Origin of the sequence: Pantoea sp. E2023-21, from assembly GCF_051302795.1 — a bacterium.
Classification (GTDB): Bacteria; Pseudomonadota; Gammaproteobacteria; order Enterobacterales; family Enterobacteriaceae; genus Pantoea; species Pantoea ludwigii_A.
In genome coordinates, this window is the sequence record NZ_CP195345.1 from 577,636 (window position 1) to 601,834 (window position 24,199).

The 24,199-nt window shown below is 53.7% G+C and carries 17 protein-coding genes; 8 read left to right on the forward strand and 9 right to left on the reverse strand.

All coding sequences use genetic code 11. From position 1 onward, the window contains the following. Nucleotides 1-2: 2 nt before the first annotated feature. Nucleotides 3-1,667 (reverse strand): ShlB/FhaC/HecB family hemolysin secretion/activation protein, encoded by a 1,665-nt coding sequence (locus ACRQ84_RS21635; protein ID WP_483818055.1) that lies wholly within the window; start codon nucleotides 1,665-1,667, stop codon nucleotides 3-5. A 451-nt stretch (nucleotides 1,668-2,118) separates the two neighbouring features. On the opposite strand from ACRQ84_RS21635, the gene eptB reads away from it, so the two are divergent. Beyond that, nucleotides 2,119-3,771: a kdo(2)-lipid A phosphoethanolamine 7''-transferase gene (gene eptB / locus ACRQ84_RS21640; protein ID WP_483818056.1), complete on the forward strand. Its 1,653-nt coding sequence runs from the start codon at nucleotides 2,119-2,121 to the stop codon at nucleotides 3,769-3,771. Between the two features lie 60 nt (nucleotides 3,772-3,831). On the opposite strand, the gene ACRQ84_RS21645 is transcribed toward eptB, so the two are convergent. Continuing rightward, nucleotides 3,832-4,404, reverse strand: coding sequence for a helix-turn-helix domain-containing protein (locus tag ACRQ84_RS21645; protein ID WP_483818057.1), 573 nt, complete (start codon nucleotides 4,402-4,404; stop codon nucleotides 3,832-3,834). Nucleotides 4,405-4,467: 63 nt separating this feature from the next. Between ACRQ84_RS21645 and ACRQ84_RS21650 the strand changes: the two genes are divergently transcribed. Both ACRQ84_RS21650 and ACRQ84_RS21655 read left to right on the forward strand, forming a co-directional pair. Then, nucleotides 4,468-4,977: a GNAT family N-acetyltransferase gene (locus ACRQ84_RS21650; protein ID WP_483818524.1), complete on the forward strand. Its 510-nt coding sequence runs from the start codon at nucleotides 4,468-4,470 to the stop codon at nucleotides 4,975-4,977. Between the two features lie 44 nt (nucleotides 4,978-5,021). Then, a complete protein-coding gene (locus ACRQ84_RS21655; RefSeq protein ID WP_483818058.1) occupies nucleotides 5,022-5,567 on the forward strand; it encodes a GNAT family N-acetyltransferase in 546 nt (181 codons plus the stop codon). Between the two features lie 506 nt (nucleotides 5,568-6,073). On the opposite strand, the gene malT is transcribed toward ACRQ84_RS21655, so the two are convergent. Beyond that, nucleotides 6,074-8,776 (reverse strand): HTH-type transcriptional regulator MalT, encoded by a 2,703-nt coding sequence (gene malT, locus ACRQ84_RS21660; protein WP_483818059.1) that lies wholly within the window; start codon nucleotides 8,774-8,776, stop codon nucleotides 6,074-6,076. A 274-nt stretch (nucleotides 8,777-9,050) separates the two neighbouring features. Here malT and malP point away from each other — a divergent pair, with 274 nt between their 5' ends. Together malP and malQ are read left to right on the forward strand one after the other, a co-directional pair. Next, nucleotides 9,051-11,444 carry a maltodextrin phosphorylase gene (malP, locus tag ACRQ84_RS21665; RefSeq protein ID WP_483818060.1) on the forward strand — a complete coding sequence of 798 codons (2,394 nt, stop codon included), beginning with the start codon at nucleotides 9,051-9,053 and terminating at the stop codon, nucleotides 11,442-11,444. Then, nucleotides 11,441-13,486, forward strand: coding sequence for a 4-alpha-glucanotransferase (malQ, locus tag ACRQ84_RS21670; protein ID WP_483818061.1), 2,046 nt, complete (start codon nucleotides 11,441-11,443; stop codon nucleotides 13,484-13,486). The genes malP and malQ overlap by 4 nt, the downstream gene beginning before the upstream one ends. Nucleotides 13,487-13,636: 150 nt before the next feature. Here the strand turns inward: malQ and malM are convergent, their stop codons facing one another. From malM to malK, 3 genes are all read right to left on the reverse strand, one after another. Next, entirely contained in the window at nucleotides 13,637-14,560 is a 924-nt protein-coding gene (gene malM / locus ACRQ84_RS21675; RefSeq protein ID WP_483818062.1) for a maltose operon protein MalM, read from the reverse strand. 97 nt (nucleotides 14,561-14,657) lie between these two features. Then, nucleotides 14,658-15,959 (reverse strand): maltoporin, encoded by a 1,302-nt coding sequence (locus tag ACRQ84_RS21680; protein WP_064740244.1) that lies wholly within the window; start codon nucleotides 15,957-15,959, stop codon nucleotides 14,658-14,660. Nucleotides 15,960-16,000: 41 nt separating this feature from the next. Then, nucleotides 16,001-17,110 (reverse strand): maltose/maltodextrin ABC transporter ATP-binding protein MalK, encoded by a 1,110-nt coding sequence (malK, locus tag ACRQ84_RS21685; protein ID WP_064740245.1) that lies wholly within the window; start codon nucleotides 17,108-17,110, stop codon nucleotides 16,001-16,003. Between the two features lie 363 nt (nucleotides 17,111-17,473). On the opposite strand from malK, the gene malE reads away from it, so the two are divergent. The 3 genes from malE to malG are packed head-to-tail and all read left to right on the forward strand — an operon-like array spanning nucleotide 17,474 to nucleotide 21,145. Continuing rightward, nucleotides 17,474-18,664 carry a maltose/maltodextrin ABC transporter substrate-binding protein MalE gene (gene malE, locus ACRQ84_RS21690; protein WP_064740246.1) on the forward strand — a complete coding sequence of 397 codons (1,191 nt, stop codon included), beginning with the start codon at nucleotides 17,474-17,476 and terminating at the stop codon, nucleotides 18,662-18,664. 60 nt (nucleotides 18,665-18,724) lie between these two features. After that, a complete protein-coding gene (gene malF, locus ACRQ84_RS21695) occupies nucleotides 18,725-20,245 on the forward strand; it encodes a maltose ABC transporter permease MalF (protein WP_483818063.1) in 1,521 nt (506 codons plus the stop codon). A 9-nt stretch (nucleotides 20,246-20,254) separates the two neighbouring features. Beyond that, on the forward strand, nucleotides 20,255-21,145 hold the full coding sequence (malG, locus tag ACRQ84_RS21700; RefSeq protein WP_483818064.1) for a maltose ABC transporter permease MalG: 891 nt from the start codon (nucleotides 20,255-20,257) through the stop codon (nucleotides 21,143-21,145). 510 nt (nucleotides 21,146-21,655) lie between these two features. Here malG and ACRQ84_RS21705 read toward each other — a convergent pair. The 3 genes from ACRQ84_RS21705 to ACRQ84_RS21715 all read right to left on the reverse strand — a co-directional run bounded on the left by ACRQ84_RS21705 (nucleotide 21,656) and on the right by ACRQ84_RS21715 (nucleotide 24,064). After that, nucleotides 21,656-22,174 (reverse strand): O-acetyl-ADP-ribose deacetylase, encoded by a 519-nt coding sequence (locus ACRQ84_RS21705; protein ID WP_483818065.1) that lies wholly within the window; start codon nucleotides 22,172-22,174, stop codon nucleotides 21,656-21,658. 122 nt (nucleotides 22,175-22,296) lie between these two features. After that, a complete protein-coding gene (locus tag ACRQ84_RS21710; RefSeq protein ID WP_483818066.1) occupies nucleotides 22,297-23,112 on the reverse strand; it encodes a nucleotidyl transferase AbiEii/AbiGii toxin family protein in 816 nt (271 codons plus the stop codon). Beyond that, the gene (locus tag ACRQ84_RS21715) at nucleotides 23,066-24,064 is read right to left on the reverse strand and encodes a type IV toxin-antitoxin system AbiEi family antitoxin (RefSeq protein ID WP_483818067.1); all 999 of its coding nucleotides are present in this window, start codon (nucleotides 24,062-24,064) and stop codon (nucleotides 23,066-23,068) included. Before ACRQ84_RS21715 ends, ACRQ84_RS21710 begins: the two co-directional genes overlap by 47 nt. Nucleotides 24,065-24,199: the final 135 nt, after the last annotated feature.

Consider the following 24,199-nt stretch of genomic DNA (forward strand, 5'->3'; position numbering starts at 1 on the left):
TCTTAGAAAACCAGCCCGACGCGGGCGTAAATGCTGACGTGATCCGGCTGCATATGGCCGGGATAGCTAAGCGGAATGCCGACGGTGTACTGGGTATAAAAATTGCGGCCGCGCGTACTAAGGCCTAACGCGCTGCCCCACAAGGTGCCGGTGGATTCGCGGTTCTGCGCGTCACTCTTAAGCCAGCCGCCGTCGATGGCAGCCAGCGCGCTGACGTCGCCCAAAACCGGCAGCGTGAACAGGCTGTAGCTCAGTTCGTTGCGCAGATAGCCACCGGCATCACCGGAGAGATACTGCTCCTTAAAACCGCGCACCGAGCTTTCGCCACCCAGCGTCAGGCGTTCGCTGCCATAGAGTCGATCGGGCGACCACTGACCGTAAACGCTACTCAACAGCCATAGATTGTCAGCCAGCGGGCGCTGGAAGCTGCCACTGATGCTCCACTTGCGGAACTGCGCTTTCGGCAAATCGCCGGTTTTGCCCGCGTCATCTTCGGCATCGAACCACGGCATGCCGCGCGTGAACGTCGGGTTGAGCGTAGCGACGCCGCCAAGGATTTTCTGCGTGTGGTTGAGTCCCAGTTGCGCGCTGGTGATTTTGCGACTGCTACTCTGCAACAAGGTATTGTTGAGATAGTTGTGGCTGGAATAGTGATTCAGGCCGAGCTGGACGCCGGTTTTGATATCGCCGTTGCGAAACAGCACCCATGAACCGTTAAGCCGGTGCGACACGTTGTCGCCGTTGCTCAGCCAGGTGAAGCCGTTGTTGACGAAGCTGCTGTGATAGTTGCTCCAGCTGTAGCTGTAGTCGAGCAGTCCGTAGCCGTAAGGTACGCTGACGCCCGCCTGCAGGCTCTGCGCGTCACGCCACTGGCTGAAAGCGCTACTGCGTGCGCCGCTGATAAACCAGCGGTCGGCCAGTCCCAGCAGATTATTGCCCGTCAGCGAGGCGTTAAGCTGACCAACCCCGGTGCTTTTCTGTCCGCTGTTATCAAAACCCAGCGATGCGCTGAGCGGGAATTCCGGCGTCGCCGTAAGGTTGACCACGGAATAACCGGTTTTAGGCGACGGCTGTATTTCAATCTGTACCGGCGTTGTGCGCACGCGGTTAATCTGCTCCATGCCCTGCTCAATATCGCGCAGATTGAGTATCTTTCCTTCAAGGCCCGGAAACGCCATCTGTAGTGAACGCGGATGCTGGTCGTCGAGACGAATGGCGTCCAGCTTCCCTTCCAGCACCGGTATAATTAATTCGCCCTGCGATAAATCCTGTTCAATTAAAAAAGCCCGACTGGTTATATAGCCTCTTTGCATATACCAGTCAGAAATAGCGTGTACCAGCGAATTAATTTCGGTTAAGTTCAGGCAGCGTTGAATATAAGGTTCGGCCAGTGATTGCTGCTGACTGGCAGACATTAGCGTGGCGTTGCGAATAGCGATATGCTGCACCGGAAAGCAGGGGCCAGCCTGACCAGAATCCGCTGCTGGCGTGCTCTGCGGCACTGTAGCACTCCACAGCGCATCTCGCTGCTGCTGGTCATTTTGCAAACGTTTTTGTTGCTGATTCTGAATATAATCGCGGTCGCCCGGATTTAACGGTGCCGCAAATGCAGAAGTTGTGATCATACCGACGCCCAGCGCCAGTGACATCCATGTTTTTGCCATCATAATAAGACTTAAGCGAAATTAATTGTAAGTTTTGTGTAAGCACTTTTGTGCAGAATATCACCTTAACAATCAGAAAGTTCCTGGCTATTTATAAAAAAATTAATTTCCTGTTTATTCTATTTTATGAATTATGAAGTTTCTTCCTAACAAAAATAGTCAGTTACTCCATCACTTTACCTGATACTGTTCCCCCTCCAGGTCATGCATATTGAATGAAATGATGAGGGAAATGCATATACAGAATGAGGATCTCCACTGCATTGATTAGCAGTCTGCGGGTAAAGTGGTTGCGGCGAACCCTAATCAGAGCATAAGCGCCTGCATTTGATTGTTACATTATAACATACTTTAGGCCCACCAATGGTTGAACTGATCCCCAAATCCATCCTCTTACTTATGGCTGTCAATTTACAGGCAAGTGATTAGTTTTCATTATAATAACGAGGAATACATGTTTACAAAGGGTTGGGTTAAGCAGTTTTATATACCGGTGTTTATTTCGCTCTATATCGGCGTACTTCTTAATATTCCGATTTTCATCCGTCGCTATACGCAACTGCAGTTTGATAATACCCTTTCATTAATGACTGAGGTCATGGCTGCATTTTTTTTGGTCATGCTGTTAACGTTGTTAACCTCATTAACCGGAAAATATCTATCGCGCGTATTAATGACCATGCTGGTGATATTCTCCAGCGCCGCCAGTTATTACATGATTTTCTTTAATATTGATATTGGTTATGGCATTATCGCCGCCGTTTTGGCCACCGATTCATTAGACCTTTCTAAGGAATCAGTTGGTTGGCACTTTATGCTATGGATGGTGATCATTAACATCGTCCCACTATGGCTTATCTGGCGCGGAATGCGCGGCAATCCAGTGACAAATATCAGTAAAAAGCGTTACTGGTCTTATAAAACTATCGCCATTGTTATTGCCGCATTAGGTTGCTGGTTGCCGTTGAATTTAATGGGCAAGGTGCAGGATGAACAGGATAAGAAAAATAATCGCATGATGGCCAGCTATGGTGGCATTGTTGCGGGTACTTATTCGCCGTCTAACTGGCTATCGGGCGTTGGCTTGCTGGCTTATAGTTCGTTCAGCCAGGCTGAAGATAACCGTAATCTTTACGATCCTGCTGAGCACTTTAAATACGTTCCACCGAAAAATGCGGATAACTTGTATATCGTGTTTGTGATTGGTGAAAGTGCCCGCCGCGATCACATGGGTTTATACGGTTACGATCGCGATAACACGCCTTATCTCGATCACGAAAAAAACCTGGTTCACTTGCAGGGCTATTCCTGTGATACCTCAACCAAGCTCTCGCTGCGCTGTATGTTTGTCAGAGAAGGCGGCGCCTCAGAAGCCCCGCAGCGTACGTTGAAAGAGATGAATGTCTTCACAGTGATGAAGAAGCAGGGATTCTCGGAAGATCTCTATTCGATGCAGAGCGAAGCCTGGTTCTATAACAAAGTCATGGCTGACAGTTATTCAATGCGCGAATCTATTCAGGCGGAGAAGCGGAATGTCGGTAAGCCGGTGGATGATATGGCACTGATTAATGAATTGCAGGACTCTATTCAGCGCCATCCGCAGGGTAAACACATTGTGATTCTTCATACCAAAGGCTCACACTATATGTATACCGAGCGCTATCCACGGGCGTTTGCGCGTTATAAGCCGGAGTGTCAGGGCATTGATGATGCCTGCAGCACCGAGGAGATGATTAATTCCTATGATAATAGTCTTTTATATACCGATTATTTTCTTAAGCAGACTTTCGACAGCCTGAAGGATAAAAATGCCATCGTATTTTATGCATCGGATCATGGGGAATCAATTTCCGATAATCTGCATTTCCACGGCACACCACGCGATCATGCACCGATGGCGCAGCGAACGGTGCCGATTATGGTTTGGGCATCAGATACGTTTTTAAGTGACAGTAATAACAAAGCGTCATTTGCCAAACTTCAGCAACTGCAGAATGACAAAACGCCGGTATTCCACGAGAAGTTATTCGACTCGATATTAGGTTGTTCTGGCTTTACCTCACCTGATGGCGGGATTAATTCGCTCAGGAACTGGTGCGCGCATTAAGGCACAATCCAGGCGGCAGTTTTACGTCCATTAATAATGGATGTTTAACTGCTGCTACTTTTATTTGAGTACGATGACCGCATAGCGACAACGTTGTTCTGAGTCATTCCTGAAAATACAGTCAGCAGGATCGCCCAGTTCCAGACAATCGCCAGTCTGCATTTCGAAGATTTTTTCACCTTCTTGAAAACGTAATTCGCCCTCTAAAATCCAGATAAGCTGACGGCGCGACAGATAGGAAATGACCGGCATCGGCACGCTAACACCGGGCGGCAATTCGATGCTGACAAGATCGAGCGGTATCTGCCCCTGCGACACGTGGCGTCGTATGTATCCCGTTTCAGGGTCCTGCCAAACCGGCTGCTCATGCTGTTTCAGTAATGTTCCCGTTTGAACTTCGCTCAACGCGATCAGTTGCGACATGCTCATATCAAACGAACCCGCCAAACGTGCCAGCAACGTTGCTGTAGGACTGCTTTCGCCCCGTTCAATTTTATGGATCATTGCCCGAGATACGCCTGATTGCTCAGCCAATTCAGTCAGCGACCAGCTGCGTTTTTCCCTTTCAGCCTTCACTTTTTTGCCAATGCGCGCGTTTAAATCATCTTCTTTAGTGGATTTTTCGTCTGACATAGTGGATATATAAGATAGTGTACGAAGTGTCTACTTTAGTGGCATAACAGCGAGGTGTCTATGGTGAGCATACGTTCGGCAGTTGAAAAAGATACAGCGGTAATCACTGATATTTATAACGATGCGGTGCTAAACAGCACTGCTATCTGGAATGATCAATCGGTCGATATTGCTAACCGAATCAAATGGTTGTCAGATCGGCAAACGGCGGGATTTCCGGTTCTGGTTGCCGTTGATGAGCAGGATAATGCGCTCGGCTACGCTTCCTATGGTGACTGGCGCCCCTGGGATGGATACCGCTACACGGTTGAACATTCGGTCTATGTCCATAAAGCGTCACAGGGAAAAGGCATTGGTGCGGCATTAATGCAGTCACTTATCACGCATGCGACCGAGCAAGGTAAGCACGTGATGGTGGCGGGCATTGAGTCTGAAAACACACCTTCAATCGCGTTACATCGCAAGTTAGGATTTACCGATGCCGGACAGATTAGCCAGGTAGGAACGAAATTTGGCCGCTGGCTGGATCTAACATTTATGCAACTGCGGCTGGATAGCAGGGACAAACCTTAATTGACGATGACCAGGCTGGAGCAAAGGCCCAAAATGGAGGATATATGACGCCAGAAATCAAAACGGAACGATTAATCCTGAAGCCACTTGAAAGCGGCGATGGGCAGGCGATGCAAATTGCTTTCCCTCGCTGGGAGATCGTGCGTTATCTCAATGCTGCCGTGCCGTGGCCTTATCCTAAAGGTGCCTCGCAAGATTACGTGGATAACGTGGTGTTGCCCGCTGTCAACGAAGGTCGATGCTGGTGCTGGAGCATCAGACGCCAGGATAAACCTGAGGAATTAATTGGGCTGATCGAATTGCGCGATGAAGAAAATGATAACCGCGGATTCTGGCTGGTACCTGAGTGGCAGCAACGCGGATTCATGAGTGAAGCCTGCAACGCCGTGAACGACTTCTGGTTTAGAACGCTGGGCCGCGAAGTATTACGCGTGCCAAAAGCGGCGGTGAATACCGGCTCGGTGATGATCTCACGTAAATCTGGCATGCGTCTGATAAAAACCGGTAAAAAAGAGTATGTCGCGGGTGTTCTCGATTACGAATTATGGGAGTTAACCCGCGAAGAGTGGCTCGCAAGAGAAATAAACTGATGAAACCATGATTTCATATATTCCCAGGTGCGCATTGATGCGCACCCTACCTTGATTTGACGCGGTTTTTCGCAGGGTCGCCATTTATGGCGTAATGCTCGTCAGTTAAGCAGCGCATTGGCTCGGTAACTTGGTCGCCATGAATGGTGACCCTACAGCCGTTACAGCGACATTGATTAATAAATAGGCATTGATGCTCCAGCGTGGGTGTTGAGGCGACATCCCAGTCCGCTGAGCGAGTGAAGGATTCCAGGGCGCGCCGCAGGGATGCGGCGAGAGGCGGCGCTGAGCAGGAGCGAATCGCCGCCGGTCCGTCAGGAAGCGTGAATGAGTGAAGGCACCGCGCAGCGGCGGGCTGGCGCAGGGCCCGGGAGTGCAGAGGGCGCGGCCAGGCGTCCTCTGCTCGGTCGCCGCACGGCATAGCTGAAAGTGCCCCAGCCGATGGCGAACGAAAGTGGCTTGGTGCTTAACTGATCGGCATTACGCCATTTATGGCGACCGATTTATTACACATACCCCATCATCCGCAGCATCGACTGCGCCTGATTCATCGCCTCTGCGCGGTGCGTCACGCCCAATTTTTGGTAAAGATTGCGAATATGCGTTTTGATCGTGGTGGCAGCGACATCCAGCTCGCCAGCAATCTGATCGTTGCTGTATCCCGAATAGATCAGCCCCAAAACCTGCCATTCGCGTTGGGTTAGCGGGCTGGTGCGGATCAGCTCCGGCACATCGGGATGATTAATCAGGCGGCTAACAAAGCCTTCGTCAAAATGGGCAAACTTATGGCGATGATATTTATTAATCTCGCTGAGGATCCGTCTGGCGCGATGATTATCGAGTTCATCCAGGGTGTTGAGCTGAATAAGTTGCCGCAGCTGCTGCGCCATCGCTTCACCTTCAATCACAAAATGGCTGACGAAACCCGTGCTGCGCGCCAGTTTCAGCGCTTCGGTCAGTGCCTGTTGGGCTTCCGCTTTGCGTTGGGTTTGCCAGTAAATCTGATTTAACAGCAGCAGATTGCGGTTGATATCGCTCATCAGGTTGAGCGCACGGGCATTGTCATTCAGTTCATCCAGCACCACTTCGGCCTGGCTCATATTCCCCAGCAGAATTTGCGCACGGGCGACATTGCGCCACTGCCCTTGCAGGAAGTGGTTATTGGCAAACTCAGGCTTCGCGGTCTGACGCATCCAGCTGCTGGCGCTTTGGCTGTCGCCGGTCATCTGCCAAAAAATTACCCGTACCTTATCAGCATTGGCGATCCAGTCGCTGTGCAGCGATCCGTTGTTGAGCAAATTCTCCAGCCGACTTAGGTGGCTGCGGGCATTATCGAGATTGCCGCGCGCCAGCGAGCACTGCACCAGCAAACCGAGGCACTGAATCTGCTGCTGTGGCTGATAGCCTTTTAGCACTTTCATCCCTTCGCGCGCCGCCTGTTCCGCTTCGTCGAGTCGGCCCCACGCCCACAATAGTTGAGCGCGAATACGCAGCAGGAATTCATGCATGGGAAACTGCGTCAGATGCTGCTCTTTGACCAATACAAATGCCCGCTCCTGCATCTCATAAGCGGACTGGAGAAATCCCTGCGCGAAGAGAATTTCACTCTGCTGAATCAGGCTCCACAGCGCGTAATTCCACGCTTCTTCACGACGCGCCATCTGCTCGGTCTGGCGCATCAGCTTCAACGAACTGCTGAGCTCGCCTTTGCAGTGCATCACTTCGCCCAATACCGAAGTGGCCACGATGCAACTGTATTGTCGGCTTTCGGGAAGCGCTGTGAGCGCCAGCAACGCCAGCCGCTCAGCTTCTTCGGCATTACCGTCGTTAATCGAAACCTGCGCCAGCAGCGCATTGAATTCGCCGCGCAGCACATCATCAATCTCTTCGCTACAGGAGTGTTCAAAACGCGTGAGCAAACTGCTCACTTCGGAGAAACGGTGCTGACTTTGCATCAGCCACGCCTGCAACAGCAGCAGCTTCGGATTCTCCAGCAGAATCTCCCACGGTAGCGCTTTGAGAGAGTTTTCCAGCAGCGTGAGTTCGCTCTGATTAAACAGCGTCCAGGCGTATTGCAGCAGTACGTCGCGCAGCATCAACGCATCACCGGCGGCCAGCGCGTGATGGATCGCTTCGCCGGGGAAACCCAGTCGCATCCAGCTTTCAGCCGCCGCACGATGCAGCGCAGGTAATTCCGCCGCCAGTTCCCACTGACAGCGCTGACGCAAAAAACTGCCAAACAGCGGATGATAGCTAAACCACTCGCCCGAGTTATCCATGCGCTGTAAAAACAGCCCCTGACGCTCAATCTCTTCCAGCCGCATTTGCCCCTGTTCTTCACCCGTTACGCAGGCAATCAGCGTGTCATTCATAGAACGCAGCAGCGCACTTTTCAGCAGAAAATTGCGCGTGGCGCTGTCCACGTTGTTCAGCACTTCCTCCACCAGATAATCGGCAAGATGGCTAGCGTTAATACCGGAAAGTCGGCGTGCCGAATCCTGGGCGGAGCTGGCGCCCTGACGCGTCGAGAGCGCAATCAGCTGCAACGCAGTCGCCCAGCCCGCCACGTCGTCACACAGGCGACCGCTCTCTTCGGATGCCAGTGGCGTGGTCAGGCGGCAATCAAAAAACTGCTTGGCTTCATGATGGGTAAACGCCAGCTGCTGGCTGCCTAATTCAATCAGTTGTTCACGCACGCGCAGATTAGCAATGCCAAGTTGCGGCAGATTACGCGACAGTAAAATGAGCGTCACATTTTCGGGTTGGTTGCGTAAGAAGAAACGCATGGCGTCATGAATAACGGGATTAGTGATGTGATGGTAATCATCAATGATGAGCCAGGTCGGTTGCTGCCACGCCGCCAGCTCACTGAATAACTGGGCGAACAACGCATTCAGATTGATATATTGCCGTTTCTGCGCCAACGCTTCGCTGGAGGCGCAACCGCCCTGCGTCGCCTGTTGAAGGGCCGCAATTAAGTAATCAACGAAGCGTTCAGGCTGATTGTCGCCCTCATCCAGTGAATACCAGCCCAGATTGGCTTTTCCCGCCGCCCACTGTGATATCAGCGTGGTTTTGCCATATCCGGCCGGGCTGGTCACCAATACCAAACGGTAATTGCCTGCCGCGCCGAGTTTTTGCATCAGGCGCTCGCGCGCAACCGTGTTCTCAAGGCGTACAGGTCGGCTGAGTTTGGAGGGTATTAACATCAGTGAACGCTTCTCCCTAAACGTGGCGCATCATTATTTTACGCTTCGTAATTAATCGTCACATACGTTCAGATATTCGTTTACCTATTGCAAGCGAACCCATTAAGCAAACTTAACAAAAGCGAGGGTTATCACATTCTTGTCACGCTTTCAGATTTACCTCAGCCTCTCCTCCCCGCTCATCCTCCCCGCTGAATTTGGTGCGGGAGGAGGAGCGTGTAATGGCTGACGCGCAGAATGAAGCACATTCACCTCCGCCGTTACAGGACTGATTATGAAATTTGATCGCACCCGTTTTAAACACGCACTAACTCGACAATGGCAACGGTTTGGTCTGCACGATGCAAAAGAGATGACGCCAGACCAATGGTGGCAGGCGTTAAGCGGCGCACTGGCCGATATGCTGGCGGAGATGCCTGCGCCGGCGTCAGTCACGCCGCAGCGTCACGTTAACTACATCTCGATGGAGTTTCTGATTGGTCGACTGACTGGCAACAATCTGCTCAATCTTGGCTGGTATGACGACGTGAACGCGGCGCTGGCCGAGTGGAATATTACGCTAAGCGACGTGGAAGCGTGTGAAACCGATCCGGCGTTGGGCAATGGCGGCTTGGGTCGACTTGCTGCCTGTTTTCTCGATTCGATGGCGACGGTTGGACAACCCGCCACCGGCTACGGACTCAATTATCAGTACGGTCTGTTTCGCCAGCACTTCGTAGATGGCGCGCAGCAAGAGATGCCGGACAACTGGCAGCGCGACAGCTATCCATGGTTCAATCACAATGCCGCGTTAACCGTGCAGGTGCATCTCGGCGGCAAAGTCATCACGCAAAATGGCGTGCCGCGCTGGGAGCCTGCGGTGCAAATTCTGGGTGAAGCCTGGGATCTGCCGGTGGTGGGTTATCAGAATGGCGTAACCCAACCGCTGCGTCTGTGGCAGGCGAAACATGCGCAGCCGTTTGATCTGCAGCGCTTCAATCGCGGTGATTTCCTGCGTGCCGAGCAGCCGGGCATTGAGGCAGAAAAACTTACCAAAGTGCTCTACCCCAATGACAATCACGACAACGGTAAAAAGCTGCGTCTGATGCAGCAATATTTCCAGTGCGCCTGCTCGCTGGCGGACATTCTTCGCCGTCACCAACGCGCCGGGCGCAGCATAGCATCCTTGCCGGATCACGAGGTCATTCAGCTAAACGATACCCATCCAACGCTGGCGATCCCTGAGCTGATGCGCCTGCTGCTGGATGAACACGCGATGAGCTGGGACGAGGCGTGGCGTATTACCCAGCGCACCTTTGCGTATACCAATCACACCTTAATGCCTGAAGCGCTGGAGTGCTGGGATATACGTATGGTGCGTGCCCTGTTGCCGCGCCATATGCTGATCATCAACCAACTTAATGCCCAGTTGAAGAAGCAGGTTGAGGCACGCTGGCCAGGCGATGAAGCCACTTGGGCGAAACTGGCGCTGATGCACAACAACCAGCTGCGCATGGCCAATCTCTGTGTCACCAGCGGGTTTGCAGTGAACGGTGTCGCGGCGCTGCATTCACAGCTGGTGGTGAAAGATCTCTTCCCGGAATATCACGCGCTGTGGCCAGAAAAATTCCATAATGTCACCAACGGCATCACGCCGCGCCGCTGGATAAACCAGTGCAATCCGGCGCTGGCGACATTGATCACCAAAACCCTCACTCAGCCGTGGCTCACCGATCTCGATCAGCTAAAGGCATTAGAAACCTACGCCGATCACGCCGCATTCCAGGCCCAATACCGCGCCATCAAGCAACAGAACAAGATCGCGCTGACGCAATGGATCGCAGAACGCACCGGCATCAAAGTGAATCCTGAAGCGATGTTTGATGTGCAGATTAAGCGTCTGCACGAGTACAAGCGTCAGCATCTCGCGCTGCTGCACATTATCGCCCTGTGGCAAACGCTGGTGAGCGATCCGCAGGCCAACCTGACGCCGCGCGTGGTGCTGTTTGGTGCCAAAGCCGCGCCGGGTTATGTGCTGGCCAAAAACATCATCTACGCGATTAACAAAGTGGCGGCTATCGTCAACAACGATCCCCGCGTTGGCGATCGCCTCAAAGTGGTGTTTGTGCCTGATTACAACGTTTCGGTTGCGGAGCGGCTGATCCCGGCAGCGGATCTGTCGGAGCAGATTTCTACCGCCGGTAAAGAGGCATCCGGCACCGGCAACATGAAGCTGGCACTCAACGGGGCGTTGACCATCGGCACGCTGGATGGCGCTAATGTGGAGATCGCCGAGCAAGTTGGGCCCGATAATATCTTTATCTTTGGTCATACCGTCGATCAGGTCAGCGCGTTGAAAGCGGAAGGCTACTCGCCTGACGCATGGCGCAAAAAAGATGCGCAGCTGGATCGGGTATTGAAAGCGTTAGAAGACGGCACCTTCAGCGACGGCGACGTCACTGCGTTCGAACCGCTGCTGCACAGCCTGAGCGCCAAAGGCGGCGATCCTTATCTGGTGCTGGCCGATTTTCGCCACTACCTCAATGCGCAGGCGCAGGCAGAAACCTTGTGGGCCGATCAGCCTGGCTGGACGCGCGCCGCCATTCTCAACACCGCACGCTGTGGCATGTTCAGCGCTGACCGCGCCATCCGTGACTACCAGCAACGCATCTGGCAGGCCACGCGATGAACAGCACTCTCACGCCAACCGCAGACATCGCCAGCGAATACATCGACGCCCACGGCCAGCTGCAATCGGTCTCTGCCATTACCCGCCAGCGTTTGCTGGCGGCCATGCATCCGCCAAAAATGAACGCCTCGCCGCTGCCGCCGGTGCACATCGTGCAAGGAGAAGACGCTGAGATTGTGCTGCCTGCGCCCGGTATTGAAGGCGAATGGCAGCTGATTGCGGAACAGGGAGAAACCTGGAAAGGCCATTGTCTTGCCGATCAGCCGATCCGTTTGCTTGCGCTGCCTTTCGGTTATCACCAGCTGACCTTTATCGCGCATCAGCAGGCGTTTCACAGCCGGATTATTGTCGCGCCGGTTCGCTGTTACGAGCCGCTAGCCATCCAGCAAGGGCAATCGCTGTGGGGCGCCTGTATTCAGCTGTATACGTTGCGATCGGCTACTAACTGGGGAATCGGCGATTTCAGTGATTTAAAGCAGATGCTGGTCGCGGTCGCACAGCGTGGCGGTGCCTGCATTGGGTTGAATCCGCTGCATGCACTGTTCCCGGCGACCCCGGAAAGCGCCAGCCCGTACAGCCCGTCATCGCGGCGCTGGCTCAATATGCTGTATATCGACGTCGCCGCCGTTGAGGATTTTACGCTGAGTGAAGATGCGCAGCGCTGGTGGCAGGCGGACAGTACGCTGCAAGCATTACAGGCGGCGCGGAACGCTGAGTGGGTTGATTACTCAGCGGTCACCCGACTTAAACTGGAGGCGCTGCGTCTAGCCTGGCAACACTTCAGGCAGCGCAGTGCGGAGGATCATCAGGTTGCGGCCTTTGAAGCCTTTATGCAGCAAGGCGGTGAAAGTTTGCTGCATCAGGGCGTTTTCGATGCGCTGCACGCCGCGCAGATCGCCGAAGACGATCGGCGCTACGACTGGACAACCTGGTCTGCGGAGTTGCAATCTCCCGACAGCGCGGCGGTGCGGGCATTCCGCATCGAGCACACTGATGAAGTGCGCTTTTATCTGTGGCTGCAATGGCTGGCCGCTCGCCAGTTCGCTGACTGCTGGGCAGTGTGCCGGCAGCATGAAATGCCGATTGGCTTATACCGCGATTTAGCAGTGGGCGTGGCGCAGGGCGGCGCAGAAACCTGGAGCGATCGCGAGCTTTACTGCTTGCAGGCCAGCGTCGGCGCGCCGCCGGATATTCTCGGCCCGCTGGGGCAGAACTGGGGATTGCCGCCGATGGATCCGCAGATTATGCAGGCCCGCGCCTACGAGCCATGGATTGCGCTGCTGCGCGCCAACATGCACGACTGCGGCGCATTGCGGATCGATCACGTGATGGCGCTGCTGCGGCTGTGGTGGATCCCGCAGGGTGAAAGCGCGGCGGAAGGGGCTTATGTCCATTATCCCATTGACGATCTGCTGGCGATTCTGGCGCTGGAGAGTCAGCGTCATCACTGCATGGTGATTGGGGAAGATTTGGGTACGGTGCCAGAGAAGATTATCGGCAAGCTCCAACAAGCCGGCGTTTACTCCTACAAAGTGCTTTATTTTGAGCAGACGTCAAACGTGGCCTTTCGCGCCCCTTCCCGCTGGCCACGTCAGGCGATGGCGGTCGCCACCACCCACGATATGCCAACCCTGCGCGGCTGGTGGCAAAGCGACGATTTACGTCTGGGCAGCGCGCTAGGACTCTATCCTGACAAGCAGATTCTCGCCGGGCTCAATAAGTCACGCCTGGCAGCACGGCGCGCGCTGTTTAAGAGCTTGCAACGCAGCGGCTGTCTAGCCGAACAGGCCGAACCACAGGTGATGGATCGGGCGCTAAATGCCGCGATGCAGCGCTATCTGGCCGACAGCAACAGTGCGCTGCTTGGCCTGCAACCTGAGGAGTGGCTGGATATGGCTTCCCCGGTGAATATTCCCGGTACCACCAGCCAATATCCCAACTGGCGGCGCAAACTCAGCGCCTCGCTGGAGGAGATGTTTGCAGACCCGCAGATCAACGCGTTGCTGGCGGATATCGATCAACGGCGGCGGACGGTGAAATGAATGTTCGCCATGGAAGGCGAACTTCACCCGTAACGGCGCAATTCATTGCGCGATAAATCGCGCCGCTACGAACTGTGCGGTGTTTAGCTTGCAATAAAAAAGGTGCGCCGAAGCGCACCAGATGGGACAAATCAGCAGTGTCGGGGCGCTTTACCCCTTGCCTTTAACACTGCTGATAAACACTTGTCTGGCCGATGTGGAGCCTAAACGCTCTGCTTCATCCAGCAGCTTCAATGCCTTATCGATATTGCCCTTCTCAACCGCTTCGCGGATGTTCTGATTAAAGTAACCTTCGGTATCCGTCATGATCGGCTCACGTTTGGCCTCCGGCGCGGGGGCTGCGCGATAGGTGGTCGCCGCAACCGGCTGCGTATTGCCCACCGTTACCGGTGCAGGACTTGATGATCCAAACAGCGGCCCAACCAGAATTGATGAACCTGAACTGGTTTTCACTTTGAGTTTCAGCGTGCCGTCGCGGCTGTGCTGCGCAATCGGATCGGGAATATCCGGCACCGCATTGCCGGTGCCTCGGGCGTAGGCTTTAGCCGGATCCAGTAATGTGGTGGTTTCGGTCAAATCCTTCTCGGTGGTAAACACCAGCAGATAGATCTTTTGCTGACCCAGCGCAGGCGTCAGTTTCATCACGCCTTCCAGCCGATCCGCCGCCATCACGCCCGGCTGCTGATAGGTGAAAAAGCGTGCCGGAAACCAGGCCGCCGGGCGCATGTTCTCATCCAGCACCAGCACATTAGGCGCGAACACCTGATTTTGTTTCACTTCACTGCTCAGCGTAATGGTGAGTTCACCGATATTGGCTGGCAAGCTGTAGGCCGCCACCGAACCCGTTACGCCCGCAGCGTTCAACCTGGTGTGGCTCTCACTCAGCGTGGTGACCTGGGTGCGCGAGGTATCCACCGGCAGCCAGCTCAGCGTTTGCAGGCTGGCGGCAGGAAATGTGGGCGCGGCAGAGAGATCCTGTGGTACCAGATTGACATCCGCGATCGCCGGTAGACTTTGGCCGGCGAACAACGCGGCGCTCAGACAGAGCGCAAAAACTGTTTTTTTCATTATCATGGTAAAACCTCAAAAGGCTGTCAGGCTGCGGCGCGAACCAGGCAATGGCGCGCCGCGCCGAAAAGAGTTTGTCTCGATCAGGACTGACGCGGGAGCATTACCACCAAATCTCCATCTGCGCCCCGAATGTCACCTCATCATTGTTGCCACGGCTGTTCGTTAAGATGCCGTTGCCGCTGCTGTCGTTAGAGGCAAAGGAGGTCAAATCACCTGCGCTGTCTTTGCTGTAGCCCCACTTCTCATCCCACTTGGCGTAGGTGGCGAACAGACGCAGTGCCGGACGCGACCAAATGCTGTCGCCCGCCTGCCACTGTTGCGCAAGGGTCACTTTGTATTGGCCGTTGCGTTCGTTCACCTGCTGCGATTTCACGTTGTCGTAGCCCACTTCAAGCAGCGTGCTCATGATCGGCGTCCATTTGTACATGGGGCGCACGCCCACGGTGTACCACTCGGTACCTCGGTTGTTATCGAGATCGGTATTTTGGTACATGGCGACATACATCAGATCCCAGCGATCGGCGAGGGTAATTGCGCCGTGATCGAGGACGCGATACATGCTGCCGCTGTTGTTAATGTTGGTGCCCTGCGGCAGCCCTTTGCCCTGAGAAGTCAGTGCGTCGGTGGCGTACTGCAGCACAAATTTGTTGTAGCCTTTCATCATGCTCTGCGTATGTTCGGCGGTGAACATCCAGCCATCTTTAGACGCATCATCTTCCAGGCGATAGCCATCACGCGCATTGGCACGGCCATAATCGACGCCCAGCTCCAGCACGCCGTTCGGGTTCGTTTCCAAACCACCCAGACGCACGTCAAACACGTCGTTTGCGGTGCTGGTCGCGTAATCACGAATCTGATCGCTGGAGAAGGTGTAAGAGCCGCCTGCTTCAGAGGAGCGTGTGGCCGCAAAAGAGAGTTTACCGAAACCGAGATCAACATCTTCCAGACCTGCACCGGGACCGGAAATATCCCAGTAGTAGAAGTCGATCATATGGACGTCATGGCGCTGATAGAAACGCTTACCGGCCCAGATAGTGGATCCCGGCAACGCATCAATCAGGTTTTTACCTTTCACGTTGGCTTCGCGGAACGCGGGAGAAGTGGCTTCCCAGTCATTCTGCTGGGAAACCGAATAGGCGACGTTGGTATCAAAATAGAAGCTTTTATCACCCTCTTTCCATACTTCCTGGCCCAGCTTTAGTTCAGCGTAGGTTTCACATTCGTTGCCCAGACGGTATTTACTTTGAGCACCGGTGGCCTGAAAACATTGCTGTTCCCCACCACTGCCGGTCCAGCCAATGCCGGAACGGGCATAGCCAGTAAAATCGACTGCCATTGACGGGGCAGCGAGTGTACCTGCCGCGATAGCAACCGCGATAGGGAGTTTGCGCAGAGTTAACATTTTCTATCTCCTGAGGTCATTGCTTTTATTGTTTTGCAGGGCTAAACACCGGGCTCCTGATGTAACCTGCGACAGGCGCTGCCATCTTCACGGAAAAGATGGCAACGCTCCGGCGGCAGGCCGATGCCCATCAGGGCGCCCTCTTCTACCAGCACGACGTCCTCCTGGCGGTACACCAGGCTTTGACGAATAGCGGGAATCTGGAGGTGAATTTGCGTTTCGTGTCCCAACTGCTCAACTACCGTCACCTCGCCTTCAAGGGTGACATCGGCGATATCGCTGGAGAGCAGGTGTTCAGGACGAATACCCAGCGACATGTTGCTGCCCACCTGCACACCCGCGCTGTCGACCGGCAGCCACACCAGCTGAGTGTTGGGTAAGCGCACCTGAACCTGATCGATGGCGGTGGCGGTGACTTTCACCGGTAAGAAGTTCATGCGCGGTGAGCCGATAAAACCGGCGACGAAACGATTGGCGGGATAGTGATAAAGCTCGAGCGGCTTGCCGACCTGGGCAACGTGTCCGCCATCCAGCACCACGATCTTATCGGCCAGCGTCATTGCTTCGGTCTGATCGTGGGTGACGTAAATCATGGTGCGCTTCAGGCGCTTATGTAGACGTGAGATCTCAATACGCATCTGCACGCGCAGTGCCGCGTCGAGGTTAGAAAGCGGTTCATCGAGTAAAAACACCCGCGGTTCTGCCACCAGCGTGCGACCAATCGCCACGCGCTGACGCTGACCGCCCGACAGCGCTTTGGGACGGCGATCCAGCAGATGCGCCAGTTGCAATACTTCCGCCACCTGATTGACCCGCTGTTGGATCTCCGCTTTACGCGTGCCCGCCAGCTTCAGGCCGAATGACATGTTCTCAGCCACCGAAAGATGGGGATACAGCGCGTAGGACTGAAACACCATGCCGATACCGCGCTCGGCGGGCGGTACCTCATTCATGCGTTTGTCACCAATAAACAGATCGCCGCTGGTGATGGTTTCCAGACCGGCAATCATGCGCAGCAGCGTCGACTTCCCGCAGCCCGAAGGTCCGACAAACACCACGAACTCTCCTTCTGCGATCTCAAGGCTGATGTTTTTCGACACCTCGGTTTCACCCCAAACCTTAGAGACACTGCGCAACGTAACGCTCGACATGATGCTTTCCTCTCAGCTTGCTAATCCTTGTCCGCAAATCCACGGACAGACCCCGGCGACCACTATGGGCAAGGACGTAAGCGTCAACATCCTCCACCGCAGGGCGTCAGCGTGGGGGAGGAGGCGGGAGGAGGAGAACGTGCAGACGCAGGTGACCCAACGCGGCAGGCAACCATTTTTGTGACGTATCACGCAGAGCAGCACGGCGATTCTGTGCGCCAGTCCGTAATAACCGGGTGGTTTTGCAACACAGATCACAACTGATAGCGCGCAGGCGTAGAGCCGGGGAGGATGAGAAGCGGCGGCAGATACTCACAATGTGGCAGGTAAAACGATTTCCGTTTCCGCTAACAGGATGGAGTTATGACAATGAAAACCGGTGCACGCATTCTTGCCCTTTCCGCCCTGACGGCCGTGCTGTTTTCAGCTTCTGCCGTTGCCAAAATTGAAGAGGGAAAGCTGGTCATCTGGATCAACGGCGATAAGGGCTACAACGGCCTGGCTGAAGTGGGTAAAAAGTTTGAGCAGGAAACCGGCATCAAGGTGACGGTTGAGCATCCGGACAAAATGGAAGAGAAGTATCCGCAGGTCGCCGCCACTGGCGACGGCCCGGATATCATCTTCTGGGCGCACGACCGCTTCGGTGGTTATGCGCAGTCAGGCTTGTTAGCGGAGATTTCGCCGGACGCGCGCTTCCAGGAGAAAATCTTCCCCTTCACCTGGGACGCGGTGCGCTTTAACGGCAAGCTGATCGGTTATCCAATCTCCGTTGAATCCTTATCGCTTATCTACAACAAAGATCTGCTGCCTGAACCGCCAAAAACCTGGGAAGAGATCGCCGCGCTGGATAAGAAAATGCGCGCGCAGGGCAAGAGCGCCATGATGTTTAACCTGCAGGAGCCGTACTTCACCTGGCCGCTGCTGGCGGCGGGCGGCGCTTATGCCTTTAAGCTCACCGATGGCCGCTACGACGTGAAAGATACCGGCGTGGATAACGCTGGCGCCAAAGCGGGCATGACCTTCCTGGTTGACCAGGTAAAGGCCAAAACGCTGAATGCTGATACCGATTACTCCATCGCCGAAGCCGCCTTTAACAAGGGGCAAACCGCCATGACCATCAACGGGCCGTGGGCGTGGAGCAACATCGACAAGAGCAAAATCAATTACGGCGTCACGCTGCTGCCAACGCTGCATGGCAAAAACGCCAAAACCTTCGTCGGCGTGCTGAGTGCCGGCATCAATGCCGCCAGCCCAAACAAAGAGCTGGCCAAAGAGTTCCTGGAGAATTACCTGCTGACCGATGCCGGTCTTGATGCGGTCAACAAAGACAAACCGCTTGGCGCGGTGGCGCTGAAATCATTCCAGCAGACGCTGGAGAAGGATGAACGTATCGCCGCCACCATGACCAACGCGCGCAACGGCGACATCATGCCGAACATTCCGCAGATGGCCGCCTTCTGGTACGCGATGCGCACGGCCACGCTGAATGCGTTGAGTGGACGTCAAAGCGTCGATGCGGCGCTGAAAGATGCGCAGGCACGACTCAACAAGTAATCCTCTCTACCAGAGCCGGCGCAATCCGGCTCGTTACTGGCTGTTAAGGAAAACCGCATCATGTCAGGAAAACCGAAAACAGCACGGTTCAGCGCCGTGCTGAAGGCTCTTTTTCTCGGTATCTGCTGTCTGCTGGTCGGCTATCTGCTCGTGCTGATGTATGCAAAAGGTGAATATCTGTTTGCGTTGGTGACGCTGATTATCAGCGCCGTCGGCATCTGGATTTATGCCCATCGTCGCGCTTATGCCTGGCGCTATGTCTATCCCGGCCTTGCGGGCATGGCGCTGTTCGTCCTGTTTCCCCTCGCCTGTACCGTGGCGATTGCCTTTACCAACTACAGCAGCACCAACCAGCTGACGCTGGAACGCGCGCAACAGGTGTTGCTGAGCCGTCAGTATCAGGATGGATCGGCGCTTAATTTCTCGCTGATCCCGGCGGGCGATCGCTGGCAGCTGGTACTGACCGAAGCCGCCAACGGGCAAACCTTCGTCTCACCGGCGTTCGCCTTTGGCGGCGCGCAACAGCTGAAACTGGCCAGCGCCCCGCCGCCGCCGGGCGAACGCGCCACGCTGCGCATCGTCACCACCCATCGTCAGGCGCTGAACCAGATTCAGGCCGAGCTGCCAGATGGTCGTCAGGTGGTGATGAGTTCACTGCGGCAGTTCTCTGGCACGCGCCCGCTGTATGTGCTGCAACCTAATGGCGATCTAAAAAATCAGCAAAACGGCGTACTGTATCAGGCCAATCGCGAAAGCGGTTTCTATCAGAACGCCAGCGGCGAAGCGCTGAGTCCGGGCTTTACGGTGAATAGCGGCTGGAAGAATTTCATTCGCGTGTTTACTGATGAAGGGATTCAAAAACCGTTTCTGGCGATCTTTGGCTGGACGCTGCTGTTTTCCTTCGTGACGGTGGTGCTCACCGTGGCGGTTGGCATGGTGTTGGCTTGCTTAGTGCAGTGGGAAGCGCTGAAAGGCAAAGCGGTGTATCGCGTGATGCTGATTTTGCCGTATGCCGTGCCTGCGTTTATCTCGATTTTGATCTTCAAAGGCTTATTCAATCAGAGCTTCGGTGAAATCAACGTGATGTTGAAAGCGCTGTTCGGCTTCCAACCCGCGTGGTTTAGCGATCCGACGCTGGCGCGCACCATGCTGGTGATTGTCAATACCTGGCTCGGTTATCCCTACATGATGATCCTCTGCATGGGACTGTTGAAAGCCATTCCGGACGATCTTTATGAAGCCTCGGCGATGGACGGCGCCGGGCCCATGCAGAATTTCTTCCTGATTACCCTGCCGCTGCTGTTAAAGCCGCTGATGCCGCTAATGATCGCCAGTTTCGCCTTTAATTTTAATAACTTTGTGCTGGTGCAGCTGCTTACCAACGGCGGACCGGATCGTATCGGCACCACCACGCCAGCGGGCTACACCGATTTACTGGTGAATTACACCTGGCGTATTGCGTTTGAAGGCGGCGGCGGGCAGGACTTTGGCCTGGCGGCAGCAATCGCCACGCTGATCTTCCTGCTGGTGGGCGCGCTGGCGGTGATCAATCTGAAAGCCGTGCGGATGAAATTCGATTAAGGAGGCGTTATGGCTATGGTGCAACCCAAGTCGCAAAAGCTGCGTCTGTTGATGACGCATCTGCTGCTGCTGATGTTTATTGCGGGAATTCTGTTTCCGCTGCTGATGGTCTTTGCCATCTCACTGCGCGCCGGTAACTTTGCCACCGGCTCGCTGATCCCAGAGCAGATTTCCTGGGAACACTGGCAATTGGCGTTAGGTTTCAGCGTGGAGCACGCCGACGGGCGCGTCACACCGCCGCCGTTCCCGGTGGTGCTGTGGCTGTGGAACTCGGTGAAGATCGCCGCCATCAGCGCCATCGGTATTGTGGCGCTCTCCACCACCTGCGCGTATGCCTTTGCCCGCATGCGGTTTGCCGGACGCGCCACGCTGTTAAAAGGCATGCTGGTTTTCCAGATGTTCCCTGCCGTACTGTCGCTGGTGGCGCTGTATGCACTGTTTGATCGCCTGGGACAATACCTGCCGTTTATCGGCCTCAACACCCACGGCGGCGTGATCTTTGCCTACCTTGGCGGCATTGCCCTGCACGTTTGGACCATTAAAGGCTATTTCGAAACCATCGATGGATCGCTGGAAGAAGCCGCCGCGCTGGATGGCGCCACGCCGTGGCAGGCATTCCGCCTGGTGTTGTTACCGCTGTCGGTACCTATTCTGGCGGTGGTATTTATTCTGGCGTTTATCGCTGCCGTCACCGAAGTGCCGGTTGCGTCGCTGCTGTTGCGCGATGTGAACAGCTACACGCTGGCGGTTGGCATGCAGCAATATCTGAACCCGCAGAACTATTTGTGGGGCGATTTTGCCGCGGCGGCGGTGTTGTCTGCGATTCCAATTACGCTGGTGTTCCTGCTGGCACAACGCTGGCTGGTCAGCGGCCTGACGGCCGGCGGCGTAAAAGGCTAACCCGGTTATTATCCTCCTTCCTCAATGTTCACTGCAGTTGAGGTTTTTGGCGGCCTGAGGGCCGCTTTTTTTATTTGGCGGGGATTATCAAAAGACCTTCTGTCACCATAGACAAAATGAATGCAATCGCGTCAAAAAGGTTATGGTTCCTGAGTAATAAAGGTCGCGACTACATTCTTAAGCAATAGGTATAACTGGCTGAAAATGAAAGTAGCGCTCATGCGACGCTGTGTTTGGAATTGATCGAATGCTTCAATTGGGCTGACATTTTCCAGATTACTAAAGTTGAGACTGGCAAATAATGCGTTAAGTTCATCCTTAGACCTTGAATAAGGCCAGCCGATTTTGAAAACCAAACTCCATGTTGTTAACCCTTCCGTTTTGAATATTGCGTAAGGTTAATTGTTGCAATTTTTATCGACTTAAGGCGGTAATAAGATAGTCATCAGGTTTTAGCCAACAGTAAATATATCGCGGTGCGAGAGTGGATGAATGAAATTATTTAGAACTTTACTGCCCAAGCATAGTTGAATACAGATCGTAATTTTCCTCATCAAAGCACACCAAATTGACGCGCTCGATGTGGGGGTTGTCACGTAAACACTGGTTAATCACACCCAATGCGATCTCAGCCGCCGATGCCTTAGGAAATCTGTATATGCCGGTGCTGATATTGGGAAACGAAACGGTTTGGATGCCATATTCATCGATCAGCTTAAAACAGCTCAGATAGGCATTTTTTAACAGCGTTTCTTCGTCATGTTGCCCGTCATGCCAGTGTGGTCCAACGGTGTGAATCACATATTTTGCCGGCAAATCACCCGCCGTGGTGATCACTGCATCTCCGACTTTACAGCCACCTTGTCGATTCCTGATTTTCTGGCATTCAGCCAAAATCGCTGGCCCGCCTGCCCGATGGATGGCGCCATCAACTCCGCCTCCACCCAGCAACGAGGTATTAGCGGCGTTCACAATAGCGTCTGCCGAAACTTTGGTTATGTCATCTTTGAGCAATACTATTTTGTTCATGTTAGTTCTCCTCCTCAGCGTTAGCAGTGTTAGCCAAAAGCTATGCGATCATCCTCTCATTCCATCCATCCTTACACACAATGTTGCCGTCCACGTACAGCATTTATCAAACCAATTAACAATTAATCTTTTTCCTTCATTGCCCCCGCCCAGAAATCATCAATAATTTGCTCAATATTTTCCGCTGTTTCGCTATTTGACTGACGCACTATTGCATCGATTATTTTTTCTTTATCTAACCTTTGCAGTTCTGACTGTGATTCAACACCACTGATCGCTGCGATATCTGCGCCAAGTAAATACGCTCCCATGCGGATAACATCCCACTCCATTTCCTCACCTCTGACAGGAAGTTCGTAAATACGATCTTCTTCTATCAGGCCATATTCACTAAGGATTTTGTACAGATCCGCTGCGTCTTTACCATTTTCAGCACCGCGATCGCGCCACGCAAACAGCTTGAGCAAAGCAAGGCCGGGTAATGAGCAAAATGGAATAAGCTCTCCATCAGATAGCTCAACCAATACCGATTCGCTGAAGGCTTCTTCAAAACCATCGACAGACATAATTATCGTACGATCGGGTGGCCAGGCAATTTGGTTGCCCTCTGAAATACCACCAAATGGAATAATATCTAGCTCGATACCATTCATAACCATACGGTGGGGATTTCTGTTAATCGATTGTGCTCCGGCGTCGTTGAAAGCCTGTTTCAATGCGTCAAATCTATCCCAGCCCGCCACAAATACGGCAAAATCGACATCGCGTGTTCGACGTCCAATGCTTCTTCCATATACGTTATGAATGAGGATTTCTCGTGCAGTAGCCCCCGCGATGAAATAGGCAATACTTTGCTCAGCGCAGATTTTATTAATACTACGCAGCAGTGCTTCAGTAACTGAAAAGAGTGGCTTCGTTAAGGTTAAGATATTTTTCATTTATGATCCTTGCGACTTCCCTCTTCCTGTCATCACCGCTTTCCAGCAGATCAGCCAGGCATAGCATAGCTCGCGCGCGTGAAGTCAGATGATAACGTCCCCAGAAACCGGCAATAAGCTGGAAATCCCCTTCACGAGAAGGTTTTAGCGCGAGTTCTTTACGACGCTGCAGCAACGAATGTGGGGTGTAAACAATTGCTGAGGTGGGCACCAGATAGCCGTTGCTGAGGTTTGCAGCTGCCAACTCTCCTCCTGCAATTTCATCGTCAATCAAAGCAAGGTATTCTGGTTTCTCCGGCATAGCCAGCTTCAGCTGATCAAGTTTGGGCTTTAACGAGCGAGGATAGTCATCTATCCACATTGCACAGAGTTCATCTACGCCGATGAGCCGCCTGCCATTTTTAGTCTTGCGAAAATAACGTTGACGCTCAAGATATTCGAAGGCTTTGCTTACCATACCCAAAGAGATGCCCGCCATTTCAGCCAGTGCACGGTAGGGTTGGTCGATAACGCTGGGGTCTGACAGCAAGATAAACAGCAGCTTCATGACTCCTACCGGGAATCTTCCGCCTGAGGTCACGGATTTTTTTTCTTGTTTGCCCTCAATCAGCATAAAAAATCCTGGTAACTGAATGCTTGCATTGCCGGCGGTATCGATGAAATTGATGTCATTTTGCATACAGTAAGCAGCAAGTGACTGACTGAGCTGATTGCAGATAAGCAGTACTGGGCGTTCCCGCTGCAAGCTTTCGATATGGGCTTTCACCCGCTTAAGCGTCTCCATACGATGGATATGCTTAACCTCAAGGGTGAAGTTTATACTTTCATCATGCGGCGCAAAGAGTATGGCCGAGCCAGCCGAAGGCAAGACGTGTGGAGCGAGGTCGTACTCCAGACGAAGTCCGGTCGGCAGGCAGCGGATTGCATCAGAAATCAGTTGTTCCATCTTCATTTGTTCACACTTTTGTTTCGTTCATGATTCATGAACAGAATAATTATATGAACAAAGATAACAAACTACAACATTTCCTTAGCCACAAACACCGCGCCATCTGCGTGCGAATCGTCATCATCAATCTCACTCAAC

What these genes read in the sequence shown, in the direction of transcription:
- malM (WP_483818062.1), bottom strand. Translation starts at nt 14,560, where the DNA reads ATGATAATGAAAAAAACAGTTTTTGCGCTCTGTCTGAGCGCCGCGTTG.
- ACRQ84_RS21655 (WP_483818058.1), top strand. Translation starts at nt 5,022, where the DNA reads ATGACGCCAGAAATCAAAACGGAACGATTAATCCTGAAGCCACTTGAA.
- malE (WP_064740246.1), top strand. Translation starts at nt 17,474, where the DNA reads ATGACAATGAAAACCGGTGCACGCATTCTTGCCCTTTCCGCCCTGACG.
- malG (WP_483818064.1), top strand. Translation starts at nt 20,255, where the DNA reads ATGGCTATGGTGCAACCCAAGTCGCAAAAGCTGCGTCTGTTGATGACG.
- eptB (WP_483818056.1), top strand. Translation starts at nt 2,119, where the DNA reads ATGTTTACAAAGGGTTGGGTTAAGCAGTTTTATATACCGGTGTTTATT.
- malT (WP_483818059.1), bottom strand. Translation starts at nt 8,776, where the DNA reads ATGTTAATACCCTCCAAACTCAGCCGACCTGTACGCCTTGAGAACACG.
- malQ (WP_483818061.1), top strand. Translation starts at nt 11,441, where the DNA reads ATGAACAGCACTCTCACGCCAACCGCAGACATCGCCAGCGAATACATC.
- ACRQ84_RS21645 (WP_483818057.1), bottom strand. Translation starts at nt 4,404, where the DNA reads ATGTCAGACGAAAAATCCACTAAAGAAGATGATTTAAACGCGCGCATT.
- ACRQ84_RS21635 (WP_483818055.1), bottom strand. Translation starts at nt 1,667, where the DNA reads ATGATGGCAAAAACATGGATGTCACTGGCGCTGGGCGTCGGTATGATC.
- ACRQ84_RS21680 (WP_064740244.1), bottom strand. Translation starts at nt 15,959, where the DNA reads ATGTTAACTCTGCGCAAACTCCCTATCGCGGTTGCTATCGCGGCAGGT.
- ACRQ84_RS21710 (WP_483818066.1), bottom strand. Translation starts at nt 23,112, where the DNA reads ATGAAAAATATCTTAACCTTAACGAAGCCACTCTTTTCAGTTACTGAA.
- malP (WP_483818060.1), top strand. Translation starts at nt 9,051, where the DNA reads ATGAAATTTGATCGCACCCGTTTTAAACACGCACTAACTCGACAATGG.
- malF (WP_483818063.1), top strand. Translation starts at nt 18,725, where the DNA reads ATGTCAGGAAAACCGAAAACAGCACGGTTCAGCGCCGTGCTGAAGGCT.
- malK (WP_064740245.1), bottom strand. Translation starts at nt 17,110, where the DNA reads ATGTCGAGCGTTACGTTGCGCAGTGTCTCTAAGGTTTGGGGTGAAACC.
- ACRQ84_RS21705 (WP_483818065.1), bottom strand. Translation starts at nt 22,174, where the DNA reads ATGAACAAAATAGTATTGCTCAAAGATGACATAACCAAAGTTTCGGCA.
- ACRQ84_RS21715 (WP_483818067.1), bottom strand. Translation starts at nt 24,064, where the DNA reads ATGAAGATGGAACAACTGATTTCTGATGCAATCCGCTGCCTGCCGACC.